This window comes from Niveibacterium microcysteis (assembly GCF_017161445.1).
Classification (GTDB): domain Bacteria; phylum Pseudomonadota; class Gammaproteobacteria; order Burkholderiales; family Rhodocyclaceae; genus Niveibacterium; species Niveibacterium microcysteis.
Genome location: NZ_CP071060.1, coordinates 1953875 through 1975345, shown reverse-complemented (window position 1 = coordinate 1975345; position 21471 = coordinate 1953875). Strand labels below are relative to the sequence as shown.

Sequence of the window (21471 nt, the reverse complement as noted above, 5' to 3'; positions counted from 1 at the left end):
GCACTACTTCGGCGCGAGGCGGATCGCGCCGTCCAGCCGGATCACCTCGCCATTGAGATAGACGTTCTCGACGATATGCCGCGCCAGTGCGGCATATTCGTCGGGGCGCCCGAGGCGCGGCGGATACGGCACCGCGGCGCCGAGTGCATCCTGAACCTCCTGCGACATGCCCGCCATCATCGGCGTCTGCATGATGCCGGGCGCAATCGTGACCACCCGCACGCCGAAGCGCGCCAGCTCGCGCGCGATCGGCAAGGTCATCCCGGCAACCCCCGCTTTGGATGCGGTGTAGGCCGCCTGCCCGATCTGGCCATCAAAGGCCGCAACCGACGCGGTCATCACGATCACACCGCGCTCGCCATCGGCCAGCGGCTCGTTCTTCGACATGGCATCCGCTGCAAGACGCGCAAGATTGAAGCTGCCGATCAGGTTGACCTCGATCACCTTGCGGAACAGCGCCAGATCATGCGGGCCCTCACGCCCCACCACCCGCGCGGCCGGCGCAATGCCGGCGCAATGAACCGCGCCGCGTAGCGGCCCCAACTCGGCAGCCCGCGCCAACGCCGCCTGCATCGCATCGGCGTCGCACACATCGGCCTGCTCGAACGCGGCGAGGCCTTCCGGCAGCACTTCCGGTGCGCGCAAGTCGATCCCGACGACCTTGCCACCCGCCGCTGCAAACGCTTGCGCGACCGCTGCCCCCAGACCAGAAGCCGCGCCGGTTACGACGAATACATTGCCTGCCAACTGCATGAACATCCCCATTCATCGATTGTCCAAGAGTTCCAGCGTAGCTCAGCTGGCCGCGACGAGCTGTCGTCGCGAGGAAAATGCGGAGCAACGCTCGCGGGTGCCGGCATCCCGCTATGCACGATCGCCACTCGGTGGAATACTGCCGCGCATTGCGGCCCGCATGGACACCTCCGGCTTCGGCCGCCGCGACGGAGGATGCGCAAACGATGACCACGCCTTCAGCCAAGCGCCTGCCGAGCCTGCGCCAGCGTCTGACGCGACAGATCGTGCTGCTGGTGCTGCTTTCGGTCACGTCCTTCGCGCTGCTGTTCTACTTCCTCCAGGCGCGGCCGATGCTGATCAACCTCGCATCGTCAGACGCGCAGCGCGCTGGCGCACGCGTTGAAGAGCGCATCAGCGACGCGGTGGCATCGGTCGAACGCAACGTCCTGACGGCGGCGGGCTGGGGCCAGAGCCGCGTAATCAATGCCGCCGATCAGTCCACCTTCAACCGGCTCAATGTGGAAGTCATCCTGCGCCGGCCGCTGATCGGATCGGTTCACATCGCGAGCGAGAACGGCGATGAAATCCTCCTGCTCAAGACACCAAGCGGTTGGAAGAACCGGGTATCACGTATCGCGGAATGGGGCAACCGGCACCTCTGGATTGAATTTGGCCCAACCCTCGATCAGCTTTCGGAAGATTGGGAGCAGTCTGACTACGATCCGCGCAAGCGCCCCTGGTTCCAGAAAGCCATGGCGGCCAAGGACGACATGCAGGTGGTGTGGACCGCCCCCTACCGCTTCCGGACAACTGGCGAACCAGGCATCACGGCGTCGGCTCGCTGGCGCGATCCGGCAACCGGGATTCGTTATGTGTATGCGGTCGACGTCCTGCTGCAGGACTTCTCGCGCCTGACCAGCAGCATGACCGTTGGCACCAACGGCCGTGTGGCCGTGTTGATGGACGACGGTGCGATCATCGGCGCGCCGAACCACCCGGCCGCAAGCGACGACGCAGCGCTGCGTCAGGTTGCGCTGCAACCGATTGCGACGTCCCCGTTCACAGTCCTCGCCGGCGCGTTCAAGCATTGGAAGGAAAGCGGCGGCGTCGACGTGCAACTGAGCCGCTTCCGGCCAAATGGCGTATCGGACGACTGGTTCGCCCGGATGATCCGCATCCACGCGGGCGACCAACGTTTTGTCGCAGTCACCGTGATGCCGGTGTCAGACTTCATCGGCAGCAGCCGGCGCCTGCTCGTCCCCGCACTGCTGATTCTGATCGGCTTGTGGGGACTCGGGTTCGTTGTCGCGCGGCGCATGGCTGCCAACGTGAGCCAGCCACTCGCTGAGCTTTCCAGCGAGGCGGAACGCATCGGACGCTTGGAACTGGCGGACCCCGTCGAAGTTGGCGCGAAGCTATCGGAAGTCGCGCAACTGGCGCAGGCGCAGGAGGCCATGCGCGGCTTGTTGCAGGCGGCCACCGGCGAGCTTGAAGAAGCGAACCGCACGCTTGAAGCCAAGGTGACGCTGCGCACCGCTGAGCTCGCCGAACGCGAGGCCTACTTCCGTGCATTGGTGGAGAACGCCGGAACCGGCATCGCGAGCTGCGATGCCGGCGGCACGATCAAACGCTGCAACCCGGCCTTTGCAGAGGGGCTTGGGCTTCAGCGCGACACGCTGCCGGGCACCAACATCGAAGCGCTGGTCCATGCGGACGATTTCCGTGACTTCGCGTCCCGCTACACCCGGCTGGTGCACGGCGAAACAGCGGTCTTCCGGGTCGTCACGCGCTTCGTCGCGGCGTCCGGTGAGACGCGCTGGGCCGAGCTGGTGGTATCGGCGATCCACGCGCCCGACGGCAGCTTCCTCGACGCCGTGCTGATGGCCAGCGACCTGACCGACCTGAAAGCCGCGCAAGAAAATGTTGAACGCCAGCTTGCGGTAACCCAGGCGCTGATGGATGCGATGCCCAACGCCGTGTTCTACAAGAACGCGGATACCCGCTTCATCGGCTGCAATCGCAACTACGAGCAGACCTTCGGGGTGAAGCGCGAGGCCTTTGTCGGCAAGCGGGTGCTTGAGCTTGACTACATTCCGGAAGCCGCGCGAGTCGAATACCAACGCGAGGACGAGGACATCATCGCCCGCATCGCGCATCAGGAACGCGAAACCTCGATGCAGTTCGCCGACGGGCGGGTACACGACGCGCTCTACTCGACAACCGGTTTTGCGGACGCCGATGGCAAACCGGCCGGCCTCGTCGGCGTCATCGTCGACATCACCCGCATGAAGCAGGCCGAGCGCGCGGTGGCCGAGAACGAAGCCCGGCTGCGCGCGATGCTGGAGGACAGTCCGGCCGGCGTCGGCATCGTCGCCGAGGGCGGCACGGTGCGCTTCTGCAACCGCAAGCTCGCAAGCCTGCTGGGGCTGGAATCGGATACCGCGGTGGGCCGCAGCTTCATCGATTTCTGGGCGCACCCCGAACAACGCCAGTTGCTGCTCGAACGGCTGCGGGACGGCAGCGAGATCCGCGACCAGGAAACGGAACTCCGGCGTACCGATGGTACGAGCTTCTGGGCCCTGATCAGTTCGCGCTTCATCGAGCACGAGGGCGAACGTTGCCTGCTGTCCTGGTTCTACGACGTGACCGAGCGGCGCGCTGCGCTTGAGGCTCAGCGCCGCGCACGCGAGATCGCCGAAGAGGCGACGCAGATGAAGTCCGACTTCCTCGCGAACATGAGCCACGAGATCCGCACGCCGATGAACGCGATCATCGGCATGTCGCATCTGGCGATGAAGACCGAACTCACGCCGCGGCAGCGCGACTACATCAGCAAGATCCAGCAGTCCGGCCAACACCTGCTCGGCGTGATCAACGACATCCTGGATTTCTCGAAGATCGAAGCCGGCAAACTCGGTATCGAGTCGACCAATTTCGAGCTTGAGAAGGTGCTCGACAATGTCGCGAACCTGATCGCCGAGAAGGCCACCGCCAAAGGTCTGGAGCTGGTTTTCGATGTCGACAAGACGGTGCCCGAAACCCTGCGCGGCGACCCATTGCGGGTCAGCCAGATCCTGATCAACTACGCCAACAACGCCGTCAAATTCACCGAGACGGGTGAGATCGACGTCGTCGTGCGGGTGCTCGAGAACACGGAGGACGATGTGCTGCTGCGCTTCGCCGTGCGCGACACCGGCATCGGCCTGAGCGAAGAGCAGCGCGCGCGCCTCTTCCAGTCCTTCCAGCAGGCGGACACCTCCACCACCCGGAAGTACGGTGGCACCGGGCTCGGGCTGGCGATCAGCAAGCGGCTGGCGGAGCTGATGGGTGGCGGCGTCGGCTGCGACAGCGAACCGGGCAAAGGCAGCACTTTCTGGTTCACTGCCCGTTTCCTGAAGGGCGAGGCACAGACGCGCAAGCTCGTGCCGACGCCCGATCTGCGCAACCGCGCAGTGCTGGTTGTCGACGACAACGCCAACGCCCGCGCGGTGCTGTCGGATCTGCTCGAGTCGATGACCTTCCGCGTTGCGCAGGCACCCAGTGGCTTTGAGGCGCTGGACGAGATCAAGGCGGCCGACGAGCGCGGCGACGCGTTCGAGATCGTATTCCTCGACTGGCGCATGCCCGGCATGGATGGCATCGAGACGGCGCGAAAGATACGCGCGATGCCGCTGAACACGACGCCGCATCTGGTCATGGTGACCGCGTATGGCCGCGAGGAAGTGATGCGCGGCGCGGAAGACGCCGGCCTCGACGAGATCCTGATCAAGCCGGTGAACGCCTCGACGCTGTTCGACACCGCCATCCGTACGCTGGGAAGCCATGCCGACGGACCCGGCGACACGAGCTTTGTCCGCGCTCCGGACGAGTTGGTGGTTCAACTCGAAAGCCGCCGTGGCGCCCGCATCCTGCTGGTTGAAGACAACGACCTCAACCAGCAAGTCGCGAGCGAACTCCTGCGCGACGCCGGCTTCATCGTTGATATCGCGGACGATGGCGCGATCGCGATCGATTGTCTCGCCCGCGCGCCCTACGATCTGGTTTTGATGGACATGCAAATGCCGGTGATGGACGGCGTCACCGCCACACGGCGCATTCGCGGCGACGCGCAGTTTGCCGCCATGCCGATCGTGGCCATGACCGCCAATGCGATGCAGGCGGACCGCGAGCGCTGTATCGAGGCGGGCATGAACGACCACATCGCAAAGCCGATCGAGCCAGACGCGCTGTGGGCGACCCTGATCAAGTGGATATCGCCGCGTGACCAGAGTGCCGCGACCGCGAAGCCGACCGACACGCGAGCGCCTGCAGCCGAAGCGGAATCCTTGCCGCTGCCACTGATTGACGGCCTGGACTGCGAAGCCGGCCTGCGCCGCACGCTGGGCAAGCGTGCGCTGTACTTCAACATGCTGCGCAAGTTCATCAAGGGCCAGGCGAACAGTTGCGACGATGTGCGCGCAGCGCTCGCCGCCGGGGACCTGGCCACTGCCGAGCGCATCGCGCACACCACCAAGGGTGTAGCGGGAAACATCGGTGCAACCGCCATTCAGGAACTCGCTGCGGGGCTGGAAGCAGCAATCCACACGCGCGCCGGCGACGAAGCGATCAACGCTGCGCTCGAACGCCTGCGGCACCCGCTCACGAGCCTGGTCGAGCAGCTCCAGGCCGCAGTGCCCGCAGAAGCGTCAGCGACGGCGCAGACGGTCGACACCGAGCAGTTGGGTGCAGTGCTGCGGGAGCTTGCCGCGCTGCTGGCCGACGACGATTCTGAAGCCTGCGACCTGTTCGAGAAGCACTCCGACCTACTGCTCGCCGCGTTCGGCGAAGCAGGTCAAAACCTGGCCGCCCAGATTCGCGGCTTTGACTTTGAAGCTGCCCTCAGCGCGCTGCAGATTGCAGCGGCGCATGCCGGCGTGAGCCTGGACTGAAGCGAGGAACGACATGGACAACACGCTCGACGGGGCAAAGCGCCCCACCCTGCTGGTGGTAGACGACACGCCGGACAACCTCTCGCTGATGAGCGAACTGCTCAAGGACCGCTACAAGGTCAAGATCGCCAACAACGGCGAGAAGGCGTTGAAGATCGCCGAGTCCACCTCACCGCCCGACCTGATCCTGCTCGACATCATGATGCCGGGCATGGACGGCTACGAGGTTTGCCAGCGGCTCAAGGAGCAACCGGCCACGCGCGATATCCCGGTGATCTTCCTCACCGCCAAGACCGATCCCGAAGACGAGAAGAAGGGCCTCGATCTGGGCGCCGTCGACTACATCACCAAACCGATCAGCCCGCCGATCGTGCTGGCACGGGTGCACACGCATCTGGTGGTGAAGGCCAGCGCCGACTTCCTTCGCGACAAGAATGCCTTCCTCGAAGCCGAGGTTCAGCGGCGCACCCGCGAAGTGCAGGCGATCCAGGACGTTACGATCCTTGCGATGGCTTCGCTGGCGGAAACGCGCGACAACGAAACCGGCAACCATATTCGTCGCACGCAGTTCTACGTCGACGCCTTGGCGCGCGAACTGCAATGTCACCCGCGCTTCGCCGCCGAGCTGGACGACCGTACGATCGACGCGCTGTTCAAGTCCGCACCGCTGCACGACATCGGCAAAGTTGGCATCCCGGACCGCATCCTGCTCAAGCCGGGCCGCTTCGAGCCCGATGAGTTCGAGATCATGAAGACGCACACAACGCTCGGGCGCGACGCGATCCTGCATGCGGAACGGCAGCTCGGCATGGAAGTGCCCTTCCTCAAGCACGCCAAGGACATCGCGTACTCACACCAGGAAAAGTGGGACGGCAGTGGCTACCCGGAGGGGTTGAGCGGCGATGCGATTCCGCTTTCCGCGCGGCTGATGGCGGTGGCGGACGTGTATGACGCACTGATCTCGCGCCGCGTCTACAAGGCGGCGATGCCGCACGAGAAAGCGGTTGCCATCATCCAGGATGGCCGTGGCAGCCACTTCGACCCGGATATCGTGGACGCCTTCCTCGCAATCCAGGATCGCTTCCGCGAGATTGCGGCGCGCTTCGTCGACACGGATCACGACATGGCACAGAAGACCGAACAGCTGGCCCGCGCGGTTGGCACCATCATTGAGGTGGCGCCACCTTCGGCACCACCAGCGTAACGGTCGTTCCCTGCCCTTCGGCACTCTGCAACTCAACGGTACCGCCCAGCAAACCGGTGACAATGGTGTGCACGATGTGCATGCCCAGCCCGCTTCCGCCACGCCCGAGTTTGGTCGTGAAAAAGGGGTCGAACACGCGGCGCTGCATCGCCTCGCTCATGCCGATGCCATCGTCGCGAACGGAGATCCGGATCTGGTGCTCGCCATCGGCCCTCGCCTCGATCCGCACTCGGCCCTCGGTGCGCCCGTCGAAGCCGTGAACGATCGCGTTGTTTACAAGGTTTGTCAGCACCTGCCCGAGTGGCCCCGGGAAGCTGTCCATCGACAAGTCCGACTCGATCGTTGTCTCCACCTCGTAGGGCTTGAGCTTCAGGGTCGGCCGCAGCATCAGGAGCGTCTCGTCCATCACTTCGGCTACACGGAAACTGCGCCGGTTCGAACTCGCGCGATCGACCGCCACCTGCTTGAAGCTGGCCACCAGCTCGGCGGCGCGCGACAGGTTGCGCAGCAGGATGTCGCTCGCCTGCTCGGCCGTTACGAGATACTCGTGAAGGGTCGAACGCCGCAGGCCCTCGCGCGCCTCGCGCACCAGCTCGCTGGTGGCCTCGCTCAGGGTCGAGGTAACCGTCAGGCAGTTGCCGATCGGCGTGTTGAGCTCATGCGCCACGCCCGCAACAATACTGCCAAGGGCTGCCATCTTCTCGGACTGCACCAGTTCATCTTTGGCCTGCTCAAGGTGGCTCAGCGCCTCGGATAGATCCCGGTTGGCCCGCGTCAGCTGTGCAGTGCGCTCGCTCACCCGCTGCTCAAGCGTTGCATTGATCTGCCTGACCGCCTGTTCATTGCGACGGCTCGCGGTGACATCGATCAGCGACAGGATCACCAGTGTGCGTTCGCCGTCGCGCATCACACGCGCCGACACGGTGCAGAGGATCTCGCTGCCATCCCGCCGTCGCATCCAGGCTTCGCGATCAGCGCTCTCGCCACGCTGAACCAGATCCTCCAGCAAGGCTTCGCGTTCGGACTCATTCACCCAGAGGTTCAGTTCCAGGCCAGTGTGGCCAACGACCTCCTCGACCGAATAACCGAACTGGTGGCACCACACGTCGTTGCAGTCCAGCAGTTTGTGCCCCGGCATTGCGCTGACCGACAACGCCACCGGCGAGGCATGGAACAACTGGCTGAACAATTGCTGGCTGCGGCGCAGGTCGTCCTCGGCGCGCAAGCGGGCGAACTCCTGACCGATACGCTCGGCCACCATGCGGATCAGCGAGCGCGAGGTCTCCGGATACTCCAGCGCGCGCGGCACGGCCACCAGCAAGGCGTCTGCCCCGCGGGCTTCCGAGGACACCGGGGCGACGATCAGGTGGTAGGCGCGCACACCCAGCAGGGGCGCAAGCGATGCCGCATCGGCCGCGGTCGGCATCCATTCCGCAAAACTCCCGCCCCGCACCGCCACGGCAACCGCGGGCGAGTGAATGCGGCCGAGCAGTTCCTCGCCATCCACGCTGAGCAATCCGGAAAGCTCGACCGCATCGTCGGACACCGCGCACGCTAGCGCCGCAACGGCCCCGGAGCCCACCCCTTCGACCGCCGCGTCGAGCAGACTGCGCAGTGAGCTGCCCCCAGCCACCGCGGCCAGGCCTGCCAAGGCACGCTGCGCACGGCGCACTTCGGTTTCGTCACGCATCACGGCGACCATGCACGACTCACCGCCGATGTTCACCTCGCGTGCACTGACAACCCCCTCGAACACTTCGCCATCGGCACGGCGCATCTCGACCGGAAACCGATCCACCCTGCCGCACGCTGATACCCGCTTGCCGATCTCGGCCCGTTGCTCCGGCCGCACAAAGATGCCCAGCTCAACCGACGTCCGCCCGATGGCGCTTCCGCGCGGAATGCCGGTAATCCGCTCGAAGGCCTCGTTGGCATCGTAGATCGTGCCATCGGACACGCGCGACAAGGTCACGTAGTCCGGCACCGCAAGGAACGCCGCCGAAAAGCGCAGTTCGGAATCACGCAGCGCGCGCTCGGCGGCCACACGCTCGGTCACATCGTGGAAGCACAGCGCCACCACGCCCGCGTGGTGGCGGAAGATCACGAGATCCAGTACCCGCTCGCAGCCCGCAGCGCTGTACTCATAGCCCGGCAGCGCGACGTTGCCACCCTCCTGCACCACACGCTGGCAGGCGTGATCGACAACCGTGTTGTCGAACCCGGGATAAGCGCCCTGCAGCGAATGGCCCAATGTCGCATCAACATCGGTCTGCAGCACCCTGCCGACCAGCGGATTGGCGCCAAGCACAACCAGCCTGCCAGCCGGCTCGACCCGCACCTCGATGACGCCCATCGGCGCGCCTTCCAGCAAGGTGCGCAGTCGCTCTGCGCCGGCGCGCACTTCGCCCTCGCGGCTGCGGAGCCGCTCGAAGATCGTGTCGAGCGAATCGCCGATCTGCGCGAACTCGCTCACCCTCGTCGGCGGCAGTGCGCCAGGCTGCCGGCCGTCAGCAATCGCGCGTCCGCGCGCCGCCACCAGGTTCAGGCGCCCGGCAACGCGGCCCGCCGTGCGGTTGCCCACGTAAAGCAGCAGGCCTGCGGCGAGCAGCATGCCGATCAGCGTGATACCCGCCGCCGCATAAAGCGGCCCCAGCACTTCATCGGTCGGTTGCCCGATCAGCGCCGCCCAACCCAAGGCCGGAATCGGCACAGCGCTACCCAGGTAGTCGCGCCCATCAAGGGTGAAACGCCCGGTGGCAGACTCGCCACGCAGACCCTTTCGCACCAGCTCGATGTCGCTCAGGTTGACCTGCTCGCGCGCCTTGGCGCTATCCGGGTGCGCAATCACCCGGCCGGCCCGGTCCACCAGCACCGCGAGAACGTTGCCGCCCTGCCGCAAAGCCGCAACGCTTTGCGACAAGCGGTCAACATCCACCTCCGCCACCAGTACCTGACCGTCAACCGGTACCGCCAACGCCACCGAGATCTGCCCGCCGACGGGCGAGAGGTAGGTCTCTGACCACACCGGGCGGTTGTCCCGCAAGGCTTTCCGGACGTAGGGCTGGCTACCGAGTGAGAGCCCGATGAAGTTGTCGCGATAGGCCTGCCATCGCTCCGGCAGGCCCACACTCGCGACGCGGCCCTCGAAGTCGATCAGCATCAGCGCGCCGGTCTGGCCGCGCGCTGCCGCCAGCGCATCGAACATGGAGGTGATCTGGCTAAGCGGCAAATCCTTGCGCAACATCGCCGCGCCGGTATCCAGCCCCTGGCTCGGCGCCGCAAGGAAGCTCATCACCTGCTCGGTAATCGCATTGGCGAGCACCTGATCGCGCGCCCGCAGCGTGCGTTCAAACGACGGCAGCAAGTAACCCAGCAGCGCGACGATCACCAGCACCAAGGGCAACAAGCCCGCCGCCGCAAACTGCCAGGAAAGGATGCGCCTGAGCGAAATACGGCGGCTCATGGCGGCAGCACCACTTCGTAGCGCCCGTTACGAATTGCGGTGATGTAGATCGTGCGTTTCGCGTCGCCGAAACGGTCGATCGCCATCGGCCCCTGCGACAACTCGAAGTGCCCCATGCGTAGCAGCGTTTGCTTGAGATCTTCCTGCGGGCGCTGCTCCATCAGCCCGGCGATCACCATCTTCGCCGCGTCGTAGCCGCACACGGCCGCAAAGCCGGGTTCGTCCGAGAAGCGTTCCCGATAGCGCTGTTTGAACGCGATGAAGGCGGCGCGATTGCTGTAGCGATCGTAGTACTGCGACACCAGCATGCCCTCGACCGCGCTGCCACCCATGTCGATCAGCTTTTCGGTGCCGCCCCACTCTGCAGAAGCCAGTTGCACCGTGGGACTACGCTTGCGCACCTGCTGCGCAATCAGGGCCGTATCCACGCCGTTGGCGACGATCACCACGACGTCTGGCGACTTGGCCAACAAGCCTTCCGCCAGGGTGCTGAAATGCAGATCCGGCCGCGAGGTATAGGTCAATGCGCTGACGACTTTGCCGCCGCCCGCTTCAAACGGCGCCACGAAAGCCTTGTACCAGCTCTCGGAATAGGCGCGGTTGTTGAGGTCATAGACCACGGCCGCACGCCGGAACCCACGCGAAAGGTAGTAGCTGGCGTTGCGCGCGGCATTGAATCGGGTGGCAGCGACAACGCGGAAAAAGTAATCATCGCGGCCGCTCAGCTCGTCTGCGGTCGACGTCGGGCTCACCATCACGACATGCTGCTGCGTCACGGTTTCGACCGTCGCAACCGACATGGCGCTGGTCGTATGCCCCACGATCGCGGCCACCTTCAAGCCAATCAGCTCTTCGACGGCACGGCGGGCGTGTGCGGGATCCTGTTCGTCATTGCGATCGACCAGCTCAACGCGGCGGCCATGGATGCCGCCCTGCGCATTGACCTCTTCGACCGCGATCGTCGCGCCGTTGCGACCGTCGATGCCCAGATCGGCGACACGGCCGGAATACCCGCCGACGAAGCCCAGCTTCACCGGTTCCGGCGCGCTGCAGGATGCGACGCCGAGCAGCACGCCGAGTAACGCGACTCGCCACACCCGCCCGGTTATCGCTCGCATCGGCCTCCCCTTCTTACGGCATCCGGCTTTATCTACGGCCGCCGGCGCCCGGACTTGAAGCCGGCTGGGGCCGTTTGCGCCAAAACAAAGCCCTCATGGCGTTATCGGTTCAGCATGCGAGCCATGAACGCGGCGTGCACCCGATCGTGTGGCCGCGCCCAAGCCAGCCTGGAGAAGACACCATGTTCCACAAGATTCTGGTCGCCATCGACGGCAGCGAAGCATCAGCCAAAACGCTCGATGTCGCAGCCGGACTCGCAGTCGCCAATGAAGCACTGCTTATCGTTGCCCACGCCCTCGACGAAGGGCAAATGCCGATCCGCCAGAGCAGCGACCCTTTGCTGCTCTCGCGCACCGATGTCAAACGCGTATGGAAAGCGGAAGGCGAAGCGGTGCTTGCCGAGGCCCGCGCCAAGCTCGATCGGCCCGGCCTGAGAATTGAAACCGTACTGCTCGAATCGGATAACGAACGGGCCGACGATCAGATCGCCCACGCAGTCACCGCCAACGGCGTCGACCTCGTGGTGATCGGCTCCCACGGCAGACGCGGGTTCCAGCGCCTGGTGCTGGGCTCGGTCGCCGAGCGCGTTGCGCGCAAGGTGGATTGTTCGGTGTTCGTGGTCAGGGCGCCCGGCTAACGCCGGATCAAACGACAGCCGCCGCGGCCAGCGGCGATTGCGTCCGCGCCGCGTAAACAAAAACGCGGCGCGCGTAGCCGTCCGAGCCTTGTTGAAGAGGCCTGGCCGGTTCCGCGCGCCGCGCGTCCCGCTTTAGCTGCCCGGCTGTTCGCTCCAGCCGCCGCCAAGCGACTGATAGACGTCGACCAGCGAGGTCAGCCGGTCGCGCCGTGCTGTCACGAGCTGGCGCTCGGATTCCAGCCGTTCGCGCTCCGCATCCAGCAGATCAAGCCGGCTGGTCTGCCCTGCCCCGAAGGTCTTCGCCGCCAGCTCATAGACGCGGGTACGACTGTCGCGCAGGGTTTCGGTCGCCTGCAAGGCTTCACGTGCCCCACGTGCGGACGACAACGCCGACAAGGCATCGGCATAGGCCTGGCGCGCTGCCTGGCGGTAGGTAAGCTCCGCCTGATCACGCTGAGCCTTGGCCTGATCCACATCGGCCGACACGCGTGCAAGCCCCACCAGCGGCTGCGCAATCGCGCCGGCCACGTTCCAGCTGCGCGCCGCGCCCGACAGCAGATCCGACAGCGAGCCGCTTTCGCCACCAAAGAAGCCAGTCAGGCTGATTGACGGGAACCAGCGCGCCCGCGCTGCTTCGACGTTGGCGCTGGACGCAGCGAGCTGCGCTTCGGCCGCACGCACATCCGGGCGACGCTGCAGCAGTTCCGCATGCAGCCCAGCCGGAATCTCCGGCGCGCGCGCCAGCACATCCACCGGACTGCCGCGTTCCGGCAAGCGCTCCGCAAGTTCGCGGGGGCTGCGGCCGAGCAAGAGCGAGAGCGCCACTTCAGCCTGCTCCCGTGCAGCACGGATCTTCGGCAGTGCCGCGGCCACACTGGCACGTTCGGCCTCCACCAGCGCGTAAGCGTAAGCGCCGATCACACCGGCATCGAAGCGGCGTTTCTGCAACGCAAGCAACTCGTCGCGGGTTTTCAGGGTACCGGCGTAGAGCGTCTCGTCGGCATCCAGCGCGCGTAGCGTGAAGTAGGCGCGTGCAGTCTGCGCTGCAATCGCGCTGCGGGTTACCTCCTGGCCGTACTGGCTGGCGGCCAGGTTCTGCGCTGCCACTTCGCGTTCGGCAGCAAGGCGGCCGAACAGGTCGATCTCGTACGCCACCGTGAAGCCGCCAGTGAAGGTGTTGGCAAACTTCGGCTGACCCGGCTGGCGCGTGTCGTCCGCACTGCGCACCCGTGCGCCGGTGACACCTACATCCACCGTCGGCAGCAGGTTGGTGCGCGCCGCGGCCAGCGCACCGCGCGACTGGCGCACGCGGGCGGCGGCCAGTTCGACGTCGCTGTTGTGCGCGAGCGCTTCCGCGACGTAGGCGTCCAGCACCGGGTCGCCGAAGCTGTGCCACCACTCGGTGATCGCGGCGGGTGCGGTTTGCTCGGCCGCCTTGGGCAGTTCCATTTGCGGCGGTGCCTTCGGCGTACCGGCGCAGGCGGCCAGCACCAGGGCGGCACCCAGCGTCAGCGCAAAGCGGCCACGGCGCATTGCGTCAGCGTTGTTGTTTCGTTCAGTCATGGCTCTTCCCTTCCTGCTCCAGTTCGGCGAGCGGGTGATGCGGGGGTGCAATCAGTTCATCGTCCGGCGTCTTCAGGCGGCGGTCGATCACGAGTTTGTAGAACAGCGGCACGAAGAACACCGCGAGGAAGGTGGCCGCCAGCATGCCGCCCATCACCCCGGTACCCACGCTCTGCCGCGCCCCGGCGCCGGCACCGTGCGAGATTGCCAACGGCAGCACACCGAGAATGAAGGCCAGCGAGGTCATGATGATCGGGCGGAAGCGCAGGCGTGCCGCTTCGATCGCTGCCGCGGCGGGCGGGAAGCCCTCCTGGTTCTTCAGCAACGCGTACTCGACGATCAGGATCGCGTTCTTGGCCGCAAGCCCCAGCAGCGTCACGAGACCGATCTGGAAGTACACATCGTTCGTGAAGCCGCGCAGCCACACCGCAGCCAGCGCGCCGAAGGTGCCGAACGGCAGCGCCAGCAGCACCGACAACGGCAGCGACCATTTCTCGTACAGAGCCGACAGGATCAGGAACACCATCACCACCGCCATGCCCAGCGCAAGGCCGGAGGTACCCGAAGACCGCTTCTCCTGGTAGGACGAGCCCGTCCAGTCGTAGCTGAATTCCGGCGGCAGCACTTCCTTCGCGATCCGCTCAACCTCGGCGATGGCCTGGCCCGAGCTGTAGCCCGGTGCGGCATTGCCCAGCAGCTTCACGGCCGGCAGGTTGTTGTAGCGCTCCAGCAGATCCGGGCCCGCGGTGTAGTCGACATGGGCGAAGGCAGACAGCGGCACCATCCCGCCTTTGCTGCTCTTCACGTAGATGCGCCCGATGTCGTCCGGCCGCTTGCGATAGCTCGAATCGGCCGACATCAACACCTGCCAGGCACGCCCCGACTTGTTGAAATCATTGACGTAGTAAGTGCCCATGGACGCTGCGAGCGTATTGAACGCATCGTCGATATTCACGCCCAGCGCCTTGGCCTTGTTGCGATCCACATCCACGTACAGCTGCGGCGAGTTGGCGCGCCACAGCGTCTGCACGCCAGCGAGCACCTTGCTCTGCGAAGCCGCGGCCTGGAACGCGCCAACGACCTCGGCCATCTTCTTCGAGCCACCGTCACCACGGTTCTGGATGTAGAACTCGAAGCCACCGGTGCTGCCCAGGCCAAAGATCGCCGGCGGCGGGAAGGCCAGCACCAGCGCCTCCTTGATGCCCGCGGTCTTGGCATACAGCTCGCCGACCAGGGCGGTCACCGGCACGTTGCGCTCGTCCCAATGCTTCTGGGTGACGAAGAGCGTCGCGGCACTGTTCTTGTAACCGCCACCGATGAAGTCGAAACCCGTGAAGGCCACGACGTCCTGGTTGGCCGGGTTGGATTTCACTGCGTCGATGACCTGCTTGACGACCTTGTCGGTGCGCTCAAGCGATGCGCCGTCCGGCAGGAACACCGCCGAGATGTAGAAGCCCTGGTCCTCGTCCGGCACCAGCGAGCCCGGCGTGAACTTCCACAGCCCCGCCGTCACCGCAACCATGCCGAGGAACAGCGCCGCACCGATGCCCGAGCGACGGATCACCCAGGTCACACCGCCGATGTAGCGGCCGGTGGCACGGTGGAACCAGTCGTTGAAGCGCAGAAAGAACGGGTTGGTCTGCTTGTGCTCGTGCTTGAGAATCAGCACGCACAGCGCCGGCGTCATCGTCAGTGCGATGATGCCCGACAGCGTGACCGAGATCGAAATCGTGATCGCGAACTGACGGAACAACTCGCCAGTCAGGCCACCCAGGAAGGCAATCGGCACGAACACCGAACACAACACCAGCACGATCGCGATGACCGGGCCAGTCACTTCCTTCATCGCCTGGATCGCCGCCTCGCGGGCGTGCAGCCCTTCCTCGTGCATGATCCGTTCGACGTTTTCGAGCACCACGATCGCATCATCGACGACGATACCGATCGACAACACCATGCCGAACAGCGTCAGCGTGTTGATTGAATAGCCGAGCAGATGCAGGCCGGCGAAGGTGCCGATCAGCGATACCGGCACCGCCATCGTCGGGATCAGCGTCGCACGCCAGTTCTGCAGGAACAGGAAGACGACAAGGAACACCAGCACCATTGCTTCGCCAAGCGTCTTGAGCACTTCGCGGATCGAGACTTCGACAAAGCGCGTGGTGTCGTAAGGAACGCTGTAGGTGAAGCCTTGCGGGAAGCGCTCCGACATGCCGGACACGGTTTTCTTCACCTCCGCCGCCACATCCAGTGCATTGGCACCAGGCTGCAGGAAGATGCCGACGAGGGTTGCCGGATGGCCGTTGATGCGGCCGATGAAGTCGTAGTCCTTCGAGCCCAGTTCGACGCGTGCGACATCCTTCAGACGCAGCGAGGAGCCGTCCGGATTGGCGCGCACGATGATGTTTTCGAACTCTTCGACGCTCGACAGCCGGCCCTTGGTGGTCACGGTGTAGACCATTTCCTGCCCGCCACCGGTCGGCGCCTGACCCACCTTGCCGGCCGCGAACTGCGCGTTCTGCTCGTTCAGCGCGGCAGCGATGTCCGCCACCGTCACCTTCAGCTGCGTCATGCGATCCGGGCGGATCCACACGCGCATCGCGTAATCCTTCGCGCCGAAGATCTGCACGTTGGTCGTACCCGGGATGCGCTTCAACGCATCGAGCACGTTCAGGGTGACGTAGTTGGAGGTGTAGAGATCGTCGTAACGGCCATCCGGCGAGTAGAACGCGAGCACCTGCAGGAAGGACGAAGAGCCCTTCTCCACCGTCACGCCCTGGCGTCGTACTTCCAGCGGCAGCTTGGCTTCAACCTGCTTGACGCGGTTATTGACGTTGAGCGCCGCCTGATCGACGTTGGTGCCGATCTCGAAGGTCACTGCAATCGTCATCACGCCGCTGGAGGTCGAGGTCGACTGCATGTACATCATGCCTTCGACGCCGTTGATGGCGTTTTCCAGCGTCGCAGCGACGGTCTGCTCAAGCACGTTGGCCGAGGCGCCGGGGTAAACCGCAGTCACCTGCACTACAGGTGGTGCGATCTCGGGGTATTGCGCAATCGGCAGACTGCGCATGGCCGCCAGGCCCGCCAACACCATGAAGATGGAGATGACGAAGGCGAAGATCGGCCTATCTATGAAGAATCGGGAGAACATGGCTGCTTGCCTCCGGCTCAGTGCTTGCCAGCGGGGGCGGATTGGGCTGCCGGCGCTGCGCCGCCAACCTTGATCGGCGCGCCGGGGAAGAAGATACGGGCGGTGCCATCGACGATGACCTGATCACCCGGCTTGAGGCCGTCGCGGATCACCCAGGCATTGGCCAGGTCACCCTCCAGCTTGACCCACTCGCCCACCTGCACCGGGCGCGGCTGCGCGATCGTCGCGCCTTCCTTGCCCTGGCCCACCACGTAAACGTACTTGCCATTGGGCGAATCCAGCACCGCGCGCTGCGGCAGTACCACGGCCTGCGGCCGCGTCGCGCCACTCAAAATCACGCGCACGAACTGTCCCGGCGCCAGCTTGCCATCAGCGTTCGGCACGCTCGCACGCGCGGCAAAGCTGCCGGTATTCGAATCGGCCTTGTAGTCATGAAAGTCGATGCGACCCACACGATCGAGCATCGAGCCGTCGGAGAGCTTCAGCTTCACCGCGAAACCGTCCTTCGGCAGCACCAGCTTGCCGTTGGCGGCTTCGTCGCGCAGGCGCAGTGCTTCTTCCTCGCCCACGCCGTAGTTCACATGCGCCGGATCGGTCTGCGCCAGCGTCGCGAGCAGGCTGTCGCCGCCAGCAGCAGCAAGACCGCCCTCCACCTTCAGCGCGCGCCCGGCGACACCGCCGAGCGGTGCGCGGACTTCGGTATAGCCAAGGTCGATGCGTGCGGTGGTCAGATCCGCTTCGGCAGATTTCACCGCCGCCCGCGCGAGCTCGAAGGCCGAAGCGGCGTCATCCGCATCCTTCTGGCTCACGGCCTGTTCAGCGGCCAGCGGCTTGATCCGGTTGTACTCGCGTTCCGCCTGCTTCAGGCGCGCCTGCGCCTGCGTCAGCGCCGCTTCGGCAGAAGCCACGCGCGCGCGGAACGGCGCCTGGTCGATCAGGAACATCGGTTGCCCGGCCTTGAGCAGGGTGCCTTCCTCATACAGGCGCTTTTCAATGATGCCGGTCACGCGCGCACGTACCTCGATCTCGCGCGAACCCGCGACCTGGCCGACATACTCGAAATCGACCGGCACATCGCGCAAGGCAACCGTGGTGACGGCTACGTCGGCAGGCGGCATGCCGCCATGTTCCTGCTGGCCACCCTGCTTGCCGCAGGCAACAAGCACGAGCGAAAGCACCGCCAGCGCAAACGCGCTGCGGGCCGATGGGGGAAGAATCGGGGTGGGATGCATGGTGGTGTCCTCTGCAAGGGGAGAAGCGTTGCCGCCGGGCGTACCGGGACAATCCGAATTGACAAGCAAGGCGGATTTTAGATACATACAAGAATGTTTGTAAATCGCGGAACGTGTCGTTGTGTATCAACCGCACATGCTTGACCCGCGTCAGCGCAACGAAGCGCCAAACAAAGCAACGTAGAACAACGAGATCATGGTCAGACGAACCAAAGAACAAGCCGAAGCCACCCGCGCCCAACTGCTGGACGCAGCGGAGGCGCTTTTTTGCGACAAGGGCGTCGCCTCGACCACACTGGACATGATTGCGCGTGCGGCCGGCGTCACCCGTGGCGCCGTCTATTGGCACTTCAAGAACAAAGCGGAGATTTTCGAGGCGGTATGTGACCGCGCGACGTCACCGATGGAAACCATGCTCGACACCCTGGTGGCCGAGCCAGGCGAAGACCCGCTCGGCTCGCTTGAGCGCCAGGCCTGCGAGATCCTTCAACTGATCGCGCGCGACGCACGGATGCGCGCGGTGCTCGAAATCCTCTTCCGCGGCTTCGATGGCGGCCCGGAGTTCGCCGAATACCTCGCACGCGAGGAAGAGAGCAAGCGGGACTGCCGTTGCCAGATCGAGTCCGTGCTTGAAGCCGCTGGAGCGCGCGGCCAATTGCCGCCCGACGTCAGCCCCGCCAAGGCGGCCATCGCGGTGACGGCCTTCGTCGGCGGCCTGATGCACGACTGGGTGCTGGACGGCGACTACGACCTCGCCGACATGGCGCCCTACCTCACGCGAGTGTTCTTCAACGGCCTGCGCAGCACCTGAGCGCTTCAGCCCGGGCGGCTAAGCACCTGATGTCAGTTCCCGCCGCATGACGATCGCGTCTTCGCGGCGGCCGTCCGCCGCGGGGTAGTAGTCGCGCCGACGGCCGATCGGCGCGAAGCCGGCACGTTCGTAAAGCCGCAGAGCCGCCACGTTGGAGGGCCGCACTTCGAGAAACATCTGCCTCGCGCCATGCTCCCAGAGGCCGTGGCCCAGCACATCCAGGAACCAGCGCCCAAGGCCCTGCCCCTGCACCGCCCGCATTACGCTGATGTTGAGCAGATGTGCTTCGTCGACGATCTTCAGGCAGATTGCGTAACCAAGCGGTTCGCCGTCGCGCTCCAGCACGCAGCAGGCGTGGCCGGCCTCAAGCGAGTCGCAGAAATTTCCGCGGGTCCAAGGAAACGCATGCAACACCGATTCGGCCGCGCAGACCCAGTCCAGATCGTCGGCGGTCATCGGGCGAATCCGCAGCACAGCGTTCATGCCTTCAAGGCTTTCGCCACACGTTCTGCCGTCGTCAGCGCGACCTTGTCGCGCACATAGCACGGCGCCAGTGCCTCGGGCGCCACGGCTTCCACCTGCATCGCGGCACGCCAGGTCAGCAATTGCGCAGCGCTCGCAATGGCCGTGATATCGCCAGTGTCGAGCTGCGCCAGCAAGGCCGGCGAGAACTGTTCGCGATACTCGGTGAAACCTGCGCCGCAGACAGTCCAGCGCACATCGTCAGGCACTGCCAGTGCGTCGGGTGCGCAGACGCCCATCGCTTCACGTTGCAGCAAGCCGCCAGCGTCACGGCGGTAGCGCGCCCAGTACACCTCACCCATGCGGGCGTCGAGCACCGCCAGCACCGCGTCAGCGGGCTCCGACTGCGCCACCGCGTCGAGTGACACCACCGGCACCACCGGAATCCCCTTCGCCAACGACAAGCCTTGAGCCACCGAGCAGGCAACACGCACACCCGTAAACGCCCCCGGCCCGACGCCCACCGCAATGCCATCGAGTTGATCGAGCGTCACGCCTGCACGCACGAGCAGCGCAGCAATGCCGGCGAGCACTTCGCCGGAGGCCGGGGCGTTGCCGGTACCCAACACATCCGATTCGATGCGGTCACCCACCTGCAAGGCGATCGACGCGGCGTTTCCTGAGGTTTCTATCGCAAGCCAGTTCATTCCCGAATGATATCAAGCCACCTTCGGCCGGTCCGGACACACCAATGAAAACGGGCGCCCCGCAGGGCGCCCGTTGCGTGTCGGAGACCGACAGCGATTACATCTGCGCGATCATCGCGTCACCGAAGGCCGAGCACGACACTTCGGTCGCGCCGTCCATCAGGCGGGCGAAGTCGTAGGTCACGGTCTTCGCGGCGATCGCGCCTTCCATGCCTTTGATCACGAGGTCTGCCGCTTCCTTCCAGCCCAGATGGCGCAGCATCATTTCGGCCGACAGGATCAGCGAACCCGGGTTCACCTTGTCCTTGCCAGCGTACTTCGGCGCGGTGCCGTGGGTCGCCTCGAAGCAGGCGTACTTGTCGGAGATGTTCGCACCCGGGGCGATACCGATGCCGCCGACCTGTGCGGCCAGCGCGTCGGAAATGTAGTCGCCGTTCAGGTTCAGCGTCGCAATGGTGTCGTATTCGGCCGGGCGCAGCAGGATCTGCTGCAGGAAGGCGTCGGCGATGGCGTCCTTGACGATCACTTCACGACCCGTCTTCGGGTTCGTGAACTTGCACCACGGGCCGCCGTCGATTTCCACCGCGCCGAATTCGTTCTTCGCCAATGCGTAGGCCCAGTCACGGAAGCCACCTTCGGTGAACTTCATGATGTTGCCCTTGTGCACGATCGTCAGCGACTTGCGATCGTTATCGATCACATACTGCAGCGCAGCGCGCACCAGGCGCTCGGTGCCCTGCTTGGAAACCGGCTTGATGCCGATGCCCGAGGTTTCCGGGAAGCGAATCTTCTTGACGCCCATTTCTTCGGTCAGGAACTTGATGACCTTCTTCGCGCCTTCGGACTCAGCCTGCCACTCGATACCGGCGTAGATGTCTTCGGTGTTCTCGCGGAAGATGACCATGTTGGTCAGTTCCGGCTGCTTGAGCGGCGACGGCACGCCCTTGAAGTACTGCACCGGACGCACGCACTGGTACAGATCGAGTTCCTGACGCAGCGCGACGTTCAGCGAACGGATGCCACCGCCGACCGGCGTGGTCATCGGCCCCTTGATCGAGACCGAGTAATCCTTGAGCGCCTGGAAGGTTTCAGCCGGCAGCCACTGATCCGGACCGTACTTTACGGTCGCCTTCTCACCGGCATAGACCTCCATCCAGTGGATCTTCTTCGCGCCGCCGTAGGCCTTGGCCACCGCAGCGTCGATCACCTTGATCATCACCGGGGTGATGTCGACACCGATACCGTCCCCCTCGATGAACGGAATGATCGGGTTGTTGGGAGTCGGCTGACCGGGAATGATTTTCTGGCCGCCGGCCGGGACCGTGATCAAAGACTGGGCGCTCATGACTGTTGCTTCCTCAGGATTGGGTCGTTGGATGTATTGTCGGCAAGGCTGATGCGCGTCGCATTACCGCGTGCTGCACGGCCATGCGTCCCCCCGCGCCACGAACAGCCC

Annotated in this window: 13 protein-coding genes; 4 read left to right on the top strand and 9 right to left on the bottom strand. The window is 65.0% G+C overall.

All coding sequences use genetic code 11. The features are described 5' to 3' along the window. Positions 1-3: 3 nt before the first annotated feature. A complete protein-coding gene (locus JY500_RS08965; protein WP_206256444.1) occupies positions 4-753 on the bottom strand; it encodes an SDR family NAD(P)-dependent oxidoreductase in 750 nt (249 codons plus the stop codon). Between the two features lie 206 nt (positions 754-959). Here JY500_RS08965 and JY500_RS08960 point away from each other — a divergent pair, with 206 nt between their 5' ends. Together JY500_RS08960 and JY500_RS08955 are read left to right on the top strand one after the other, a co-directional pair. After that, entirely contained in the window at positions 960-5663 is a 4704-nt protein-coding gene (locus JY500_RS08960; protein WP_206256110.1) for a PAS domain S-box protein, read from the top strand. Positions 5664-5676: 13 nt separating this feature from the next. Continuing rightward, positions 5677-6867 (top strand): response regulator, encoded by a 1191-nt coding sequence (locus tag JY500_RS08955; RefSeq protein WP_172203037.1) that lies wholly within the window; start codon positions 5677-5679, stop codon positions 6865-6867. On the opposite strand, the gene JY500_RS08950 is transcribed toward JY500_RS08955, so the two are convergent. Next, positions 6830-10330 (bottom strand): PAS domain S-box protein, encoded by a 3501-nt coding sequence (locus JY500_RS08950; protein WP_206256109.1) that lies wholly within the window; start codon positions 10328-10330, stop codon positions 6830-6832. The genes JY500_RS08955 and JY500_RS08950 overlap by 38 nt on opposite strands. After that, positions 10327-11448, bottom strand: coding sequence for an ABC transporter substrate-binding protein (locus tag JY500_RS08945; RefSeq protein WP_206256108.1), 1122 nt, complete (start codon positions 11446-11448; stop codon positions 10327-10329). Before JY500_RS08945 ends, JY500_RS08950 begins: the two co-directional genes overlap by 4 nt. A gap of 182 nt (positions 11449-11630) precedes the next feature. Between JY500_RS08945 and JY500_RS08940 the strand changes: the two genes are divergently transcribed. Continuing rightward, positions 11631-12086 carry a universal stress protein gene (locus JY500_RS08940; protein ID WP_206256107.1) on the top strand — a complete coding sequence of 152 codons (456 nt, stop codon included), beginning with the start codon at positions 11631-11633 and terminating at the stop codon, positions 12084-12086. 132 nt (positions 12087-12218) lie between these two features. On the opposite strand, the gene JY500_RS08935 is transcribed toward JY500_RS08940, so the two are convergent. The 3 genes from JY500_RS08935 to JY500_RS08925 are packed head-to-tail and all read right to left on the bottom strand — an operon-like array spanning position 12219 to position 18035. Then, positions 12219-13649 carry an efflux transporter outer membrane subunit gene (locus tag JY500_RS08935; RefSeq protein WP_206256106.1) on the bottom strand — a complete coding sequence of 477 codons (1431 nt, stop codon included), beginning with the start codon at positions 13647-13649 and terminating at the stop codon, positions 12219-12221. Next, the gene (locus JY500_RS08930) at positions 13642-16803 is read right to left on the bottom strand and encodes an efflux RND transporter permease subunit (protein ID WP_206256105.1); all 3162 of its coding nucleotides are present in this window, start codon (positions 16801-16803) and stop codon (positions 13642-13644) included. The genes JY500_RS08935 and JY500_RS08930 overlap by 8 nt, the downstream gene beginning before the upstream one ends. 17 nt (positions 16804-16820) lie before the next feature. Next, positions 16821-18035, bottom strand: coding sequence for an efflux RND transporter periplasmic adaptor subunit (locus JY500_RS08925; protein ID WP_206256104.1), 1215 nt, complete (start codon positions 18033-18035; stop codon positions 16821-16823). A gap of 196 nt (positions 18036-18231) precedes the next feature. On the opposite strand from JY500_RS08925, the gene JY500_RS08920 reads away from it, so the two are divergent. After that, positions 18232-18846: a TetR family transcriptional regulator gene (locus JY500_RS08920; protein ID WP_172203043.1), complete on the top strand. Its 615-nt coding sequence runs from the start codon at positions 18232-18234 to the stop codon at positions 18844-18846. Between the two features lie 18 nt (positions 18847-18864). Here the strand turns inward: JY500_RS08920 and rimI are convergent, their stop codons facing one another. The 3 genes from rimI to icd form a co-directional block, all read right to left on the bottom strand. After that, the gene (rimI, locus tag JY500_RS08915) at positions 18865-19329 is read right to left on the bottom strand and encodes a ribosomal protein S18-alanine N-acetyltransferase (RefSeq protein ID WP_206256103.1); all 465 of its coding nucleotides are present in this window, start codon (positions 19327-19329) and stop codon (positions 18865-18867) included. Then, a complete protein-coding gene (gene tsaB / locus JY500_RS08910) occupies positions 19326-20015 on the bottom strand; it encodes a tRNA (adenosine(37)-N6)-threonylcarbamoyltransferase complex dimerization subunit type 1 TsaB (RefSeq protein WP_206256102.1) in 690 nt (229 codons plus the stop codon). Before tsaB ends, rimI begins: the two co-directional genes overlap by 4 nt. A 97-nt stretch (positions 20016-20112) precedes the next feature. Then, positions 20113-21360 (bottom strand): NADP-dependent isocitrate dehydrogenase, encoded by a 1248-nt coding sequence (gene icd, locus JY500_RS08905; protein WP_172203046.1) that lies wholly within the window; start codon positions 21358-21360, stop codon positions 20113-20115. Positions 21361-21471: the final 111 nt, after the last annotated feature.

Excerpts from the sequence above, each read along its gene's own strand:
- JY500_RS08945 (WP_206256108.1), bottom strand. The coding sequence starts at position 11,448 with ATGCGAGCGATAACCGGGCGGGTGTGGCGAGTCGCGTTACTCGGCGTG.
- JY500_RS08925 (WP_206256104.1), bottom strand. The coding sequence starts at position 18,035 with ATGCATCCCACCCCGATTCTTCCCCCATCGGCCCGCAGCGCGTTTGCG.
- tsaB (WP_206256102.1), bottom strand. The coding sequence starts at position 20,015 with ATGAACTGGCTTGCGATAGAAACCTCAGGAAACGCCGCGTCGATCGCC.
- JY500_RS08940 (WP_206256107.1), top strand. The coding sequence starts at position 11,631 with ATGTTCCACAAGATTCTGGTCGCCATCGACGGCAGCGAAGCATCAGCC.
- JY500_RS08920 (WP_172203043.1), top strand. The coding sequence starts at position 18,232 with ATGGTCAGACGAACCAAAGAACAAGCCGAAGCCACCCGCGCCCAACTG.
- JY500_RS08935 (WP_206256106.1), bottom strand. The coding sequence starts at position 13,649 with ATGACTGAACGAAACAACAACGCTGACGCAATGCGCCGTGGCCGCTTT.
- JY500_RS08930 (WP_206256105.1), bottom strand. The coding sequence starts at position 16,803 with ATGTTCTCCCGATTCTTCATAGATAGGCCGATCTTCGCCTTCGTCATC.
- rimI (WP_206256103.1), bottom strand. The coding sequence starts at position 19,329 with ATGAACGCTGTGCTGCGGATTCGCCCGATGACCGCCGACGATCTGGAC.
- JY500_RS08955 (WP_172203037.1), top strand. The coding sequence starts at position 5,677 with ATGGACAACACGCTCGACGGGGCAAAGCGCCCCACCCTGCTGGTGGTA.
- JY500_RS08950 (WP_206256109.1), bottom strand. The coding sequence starts at position 10,330 with ATGAGCCGCCGTATTTCGCTCAGGCGCATCCTTTCCTGGCAGTTTGCG.
- icd (WP_172203046.1), bottom strand. The coding sequence starts at position 21,360 with ATGAGCGCCCAGTCTTTGATCACGGTCCCGGCCGGCGGCCAGAAAATC.
- JY500_RS08965 (WP_206256444.1), bottom strand. The coding sequence starts at position 753 with ATGCAGTTGGCAGGCAATGTATTCGTCGTAACCGGCGCGGCTTCTGGT.
- JY500_RS08960 (WP_206256110.1), top strand. The coding sequence starts at position 960 with ATGACCACGCCTTCAGCCAAGCGCCTGCCGAGCCTGCGCCAGCGTCTG.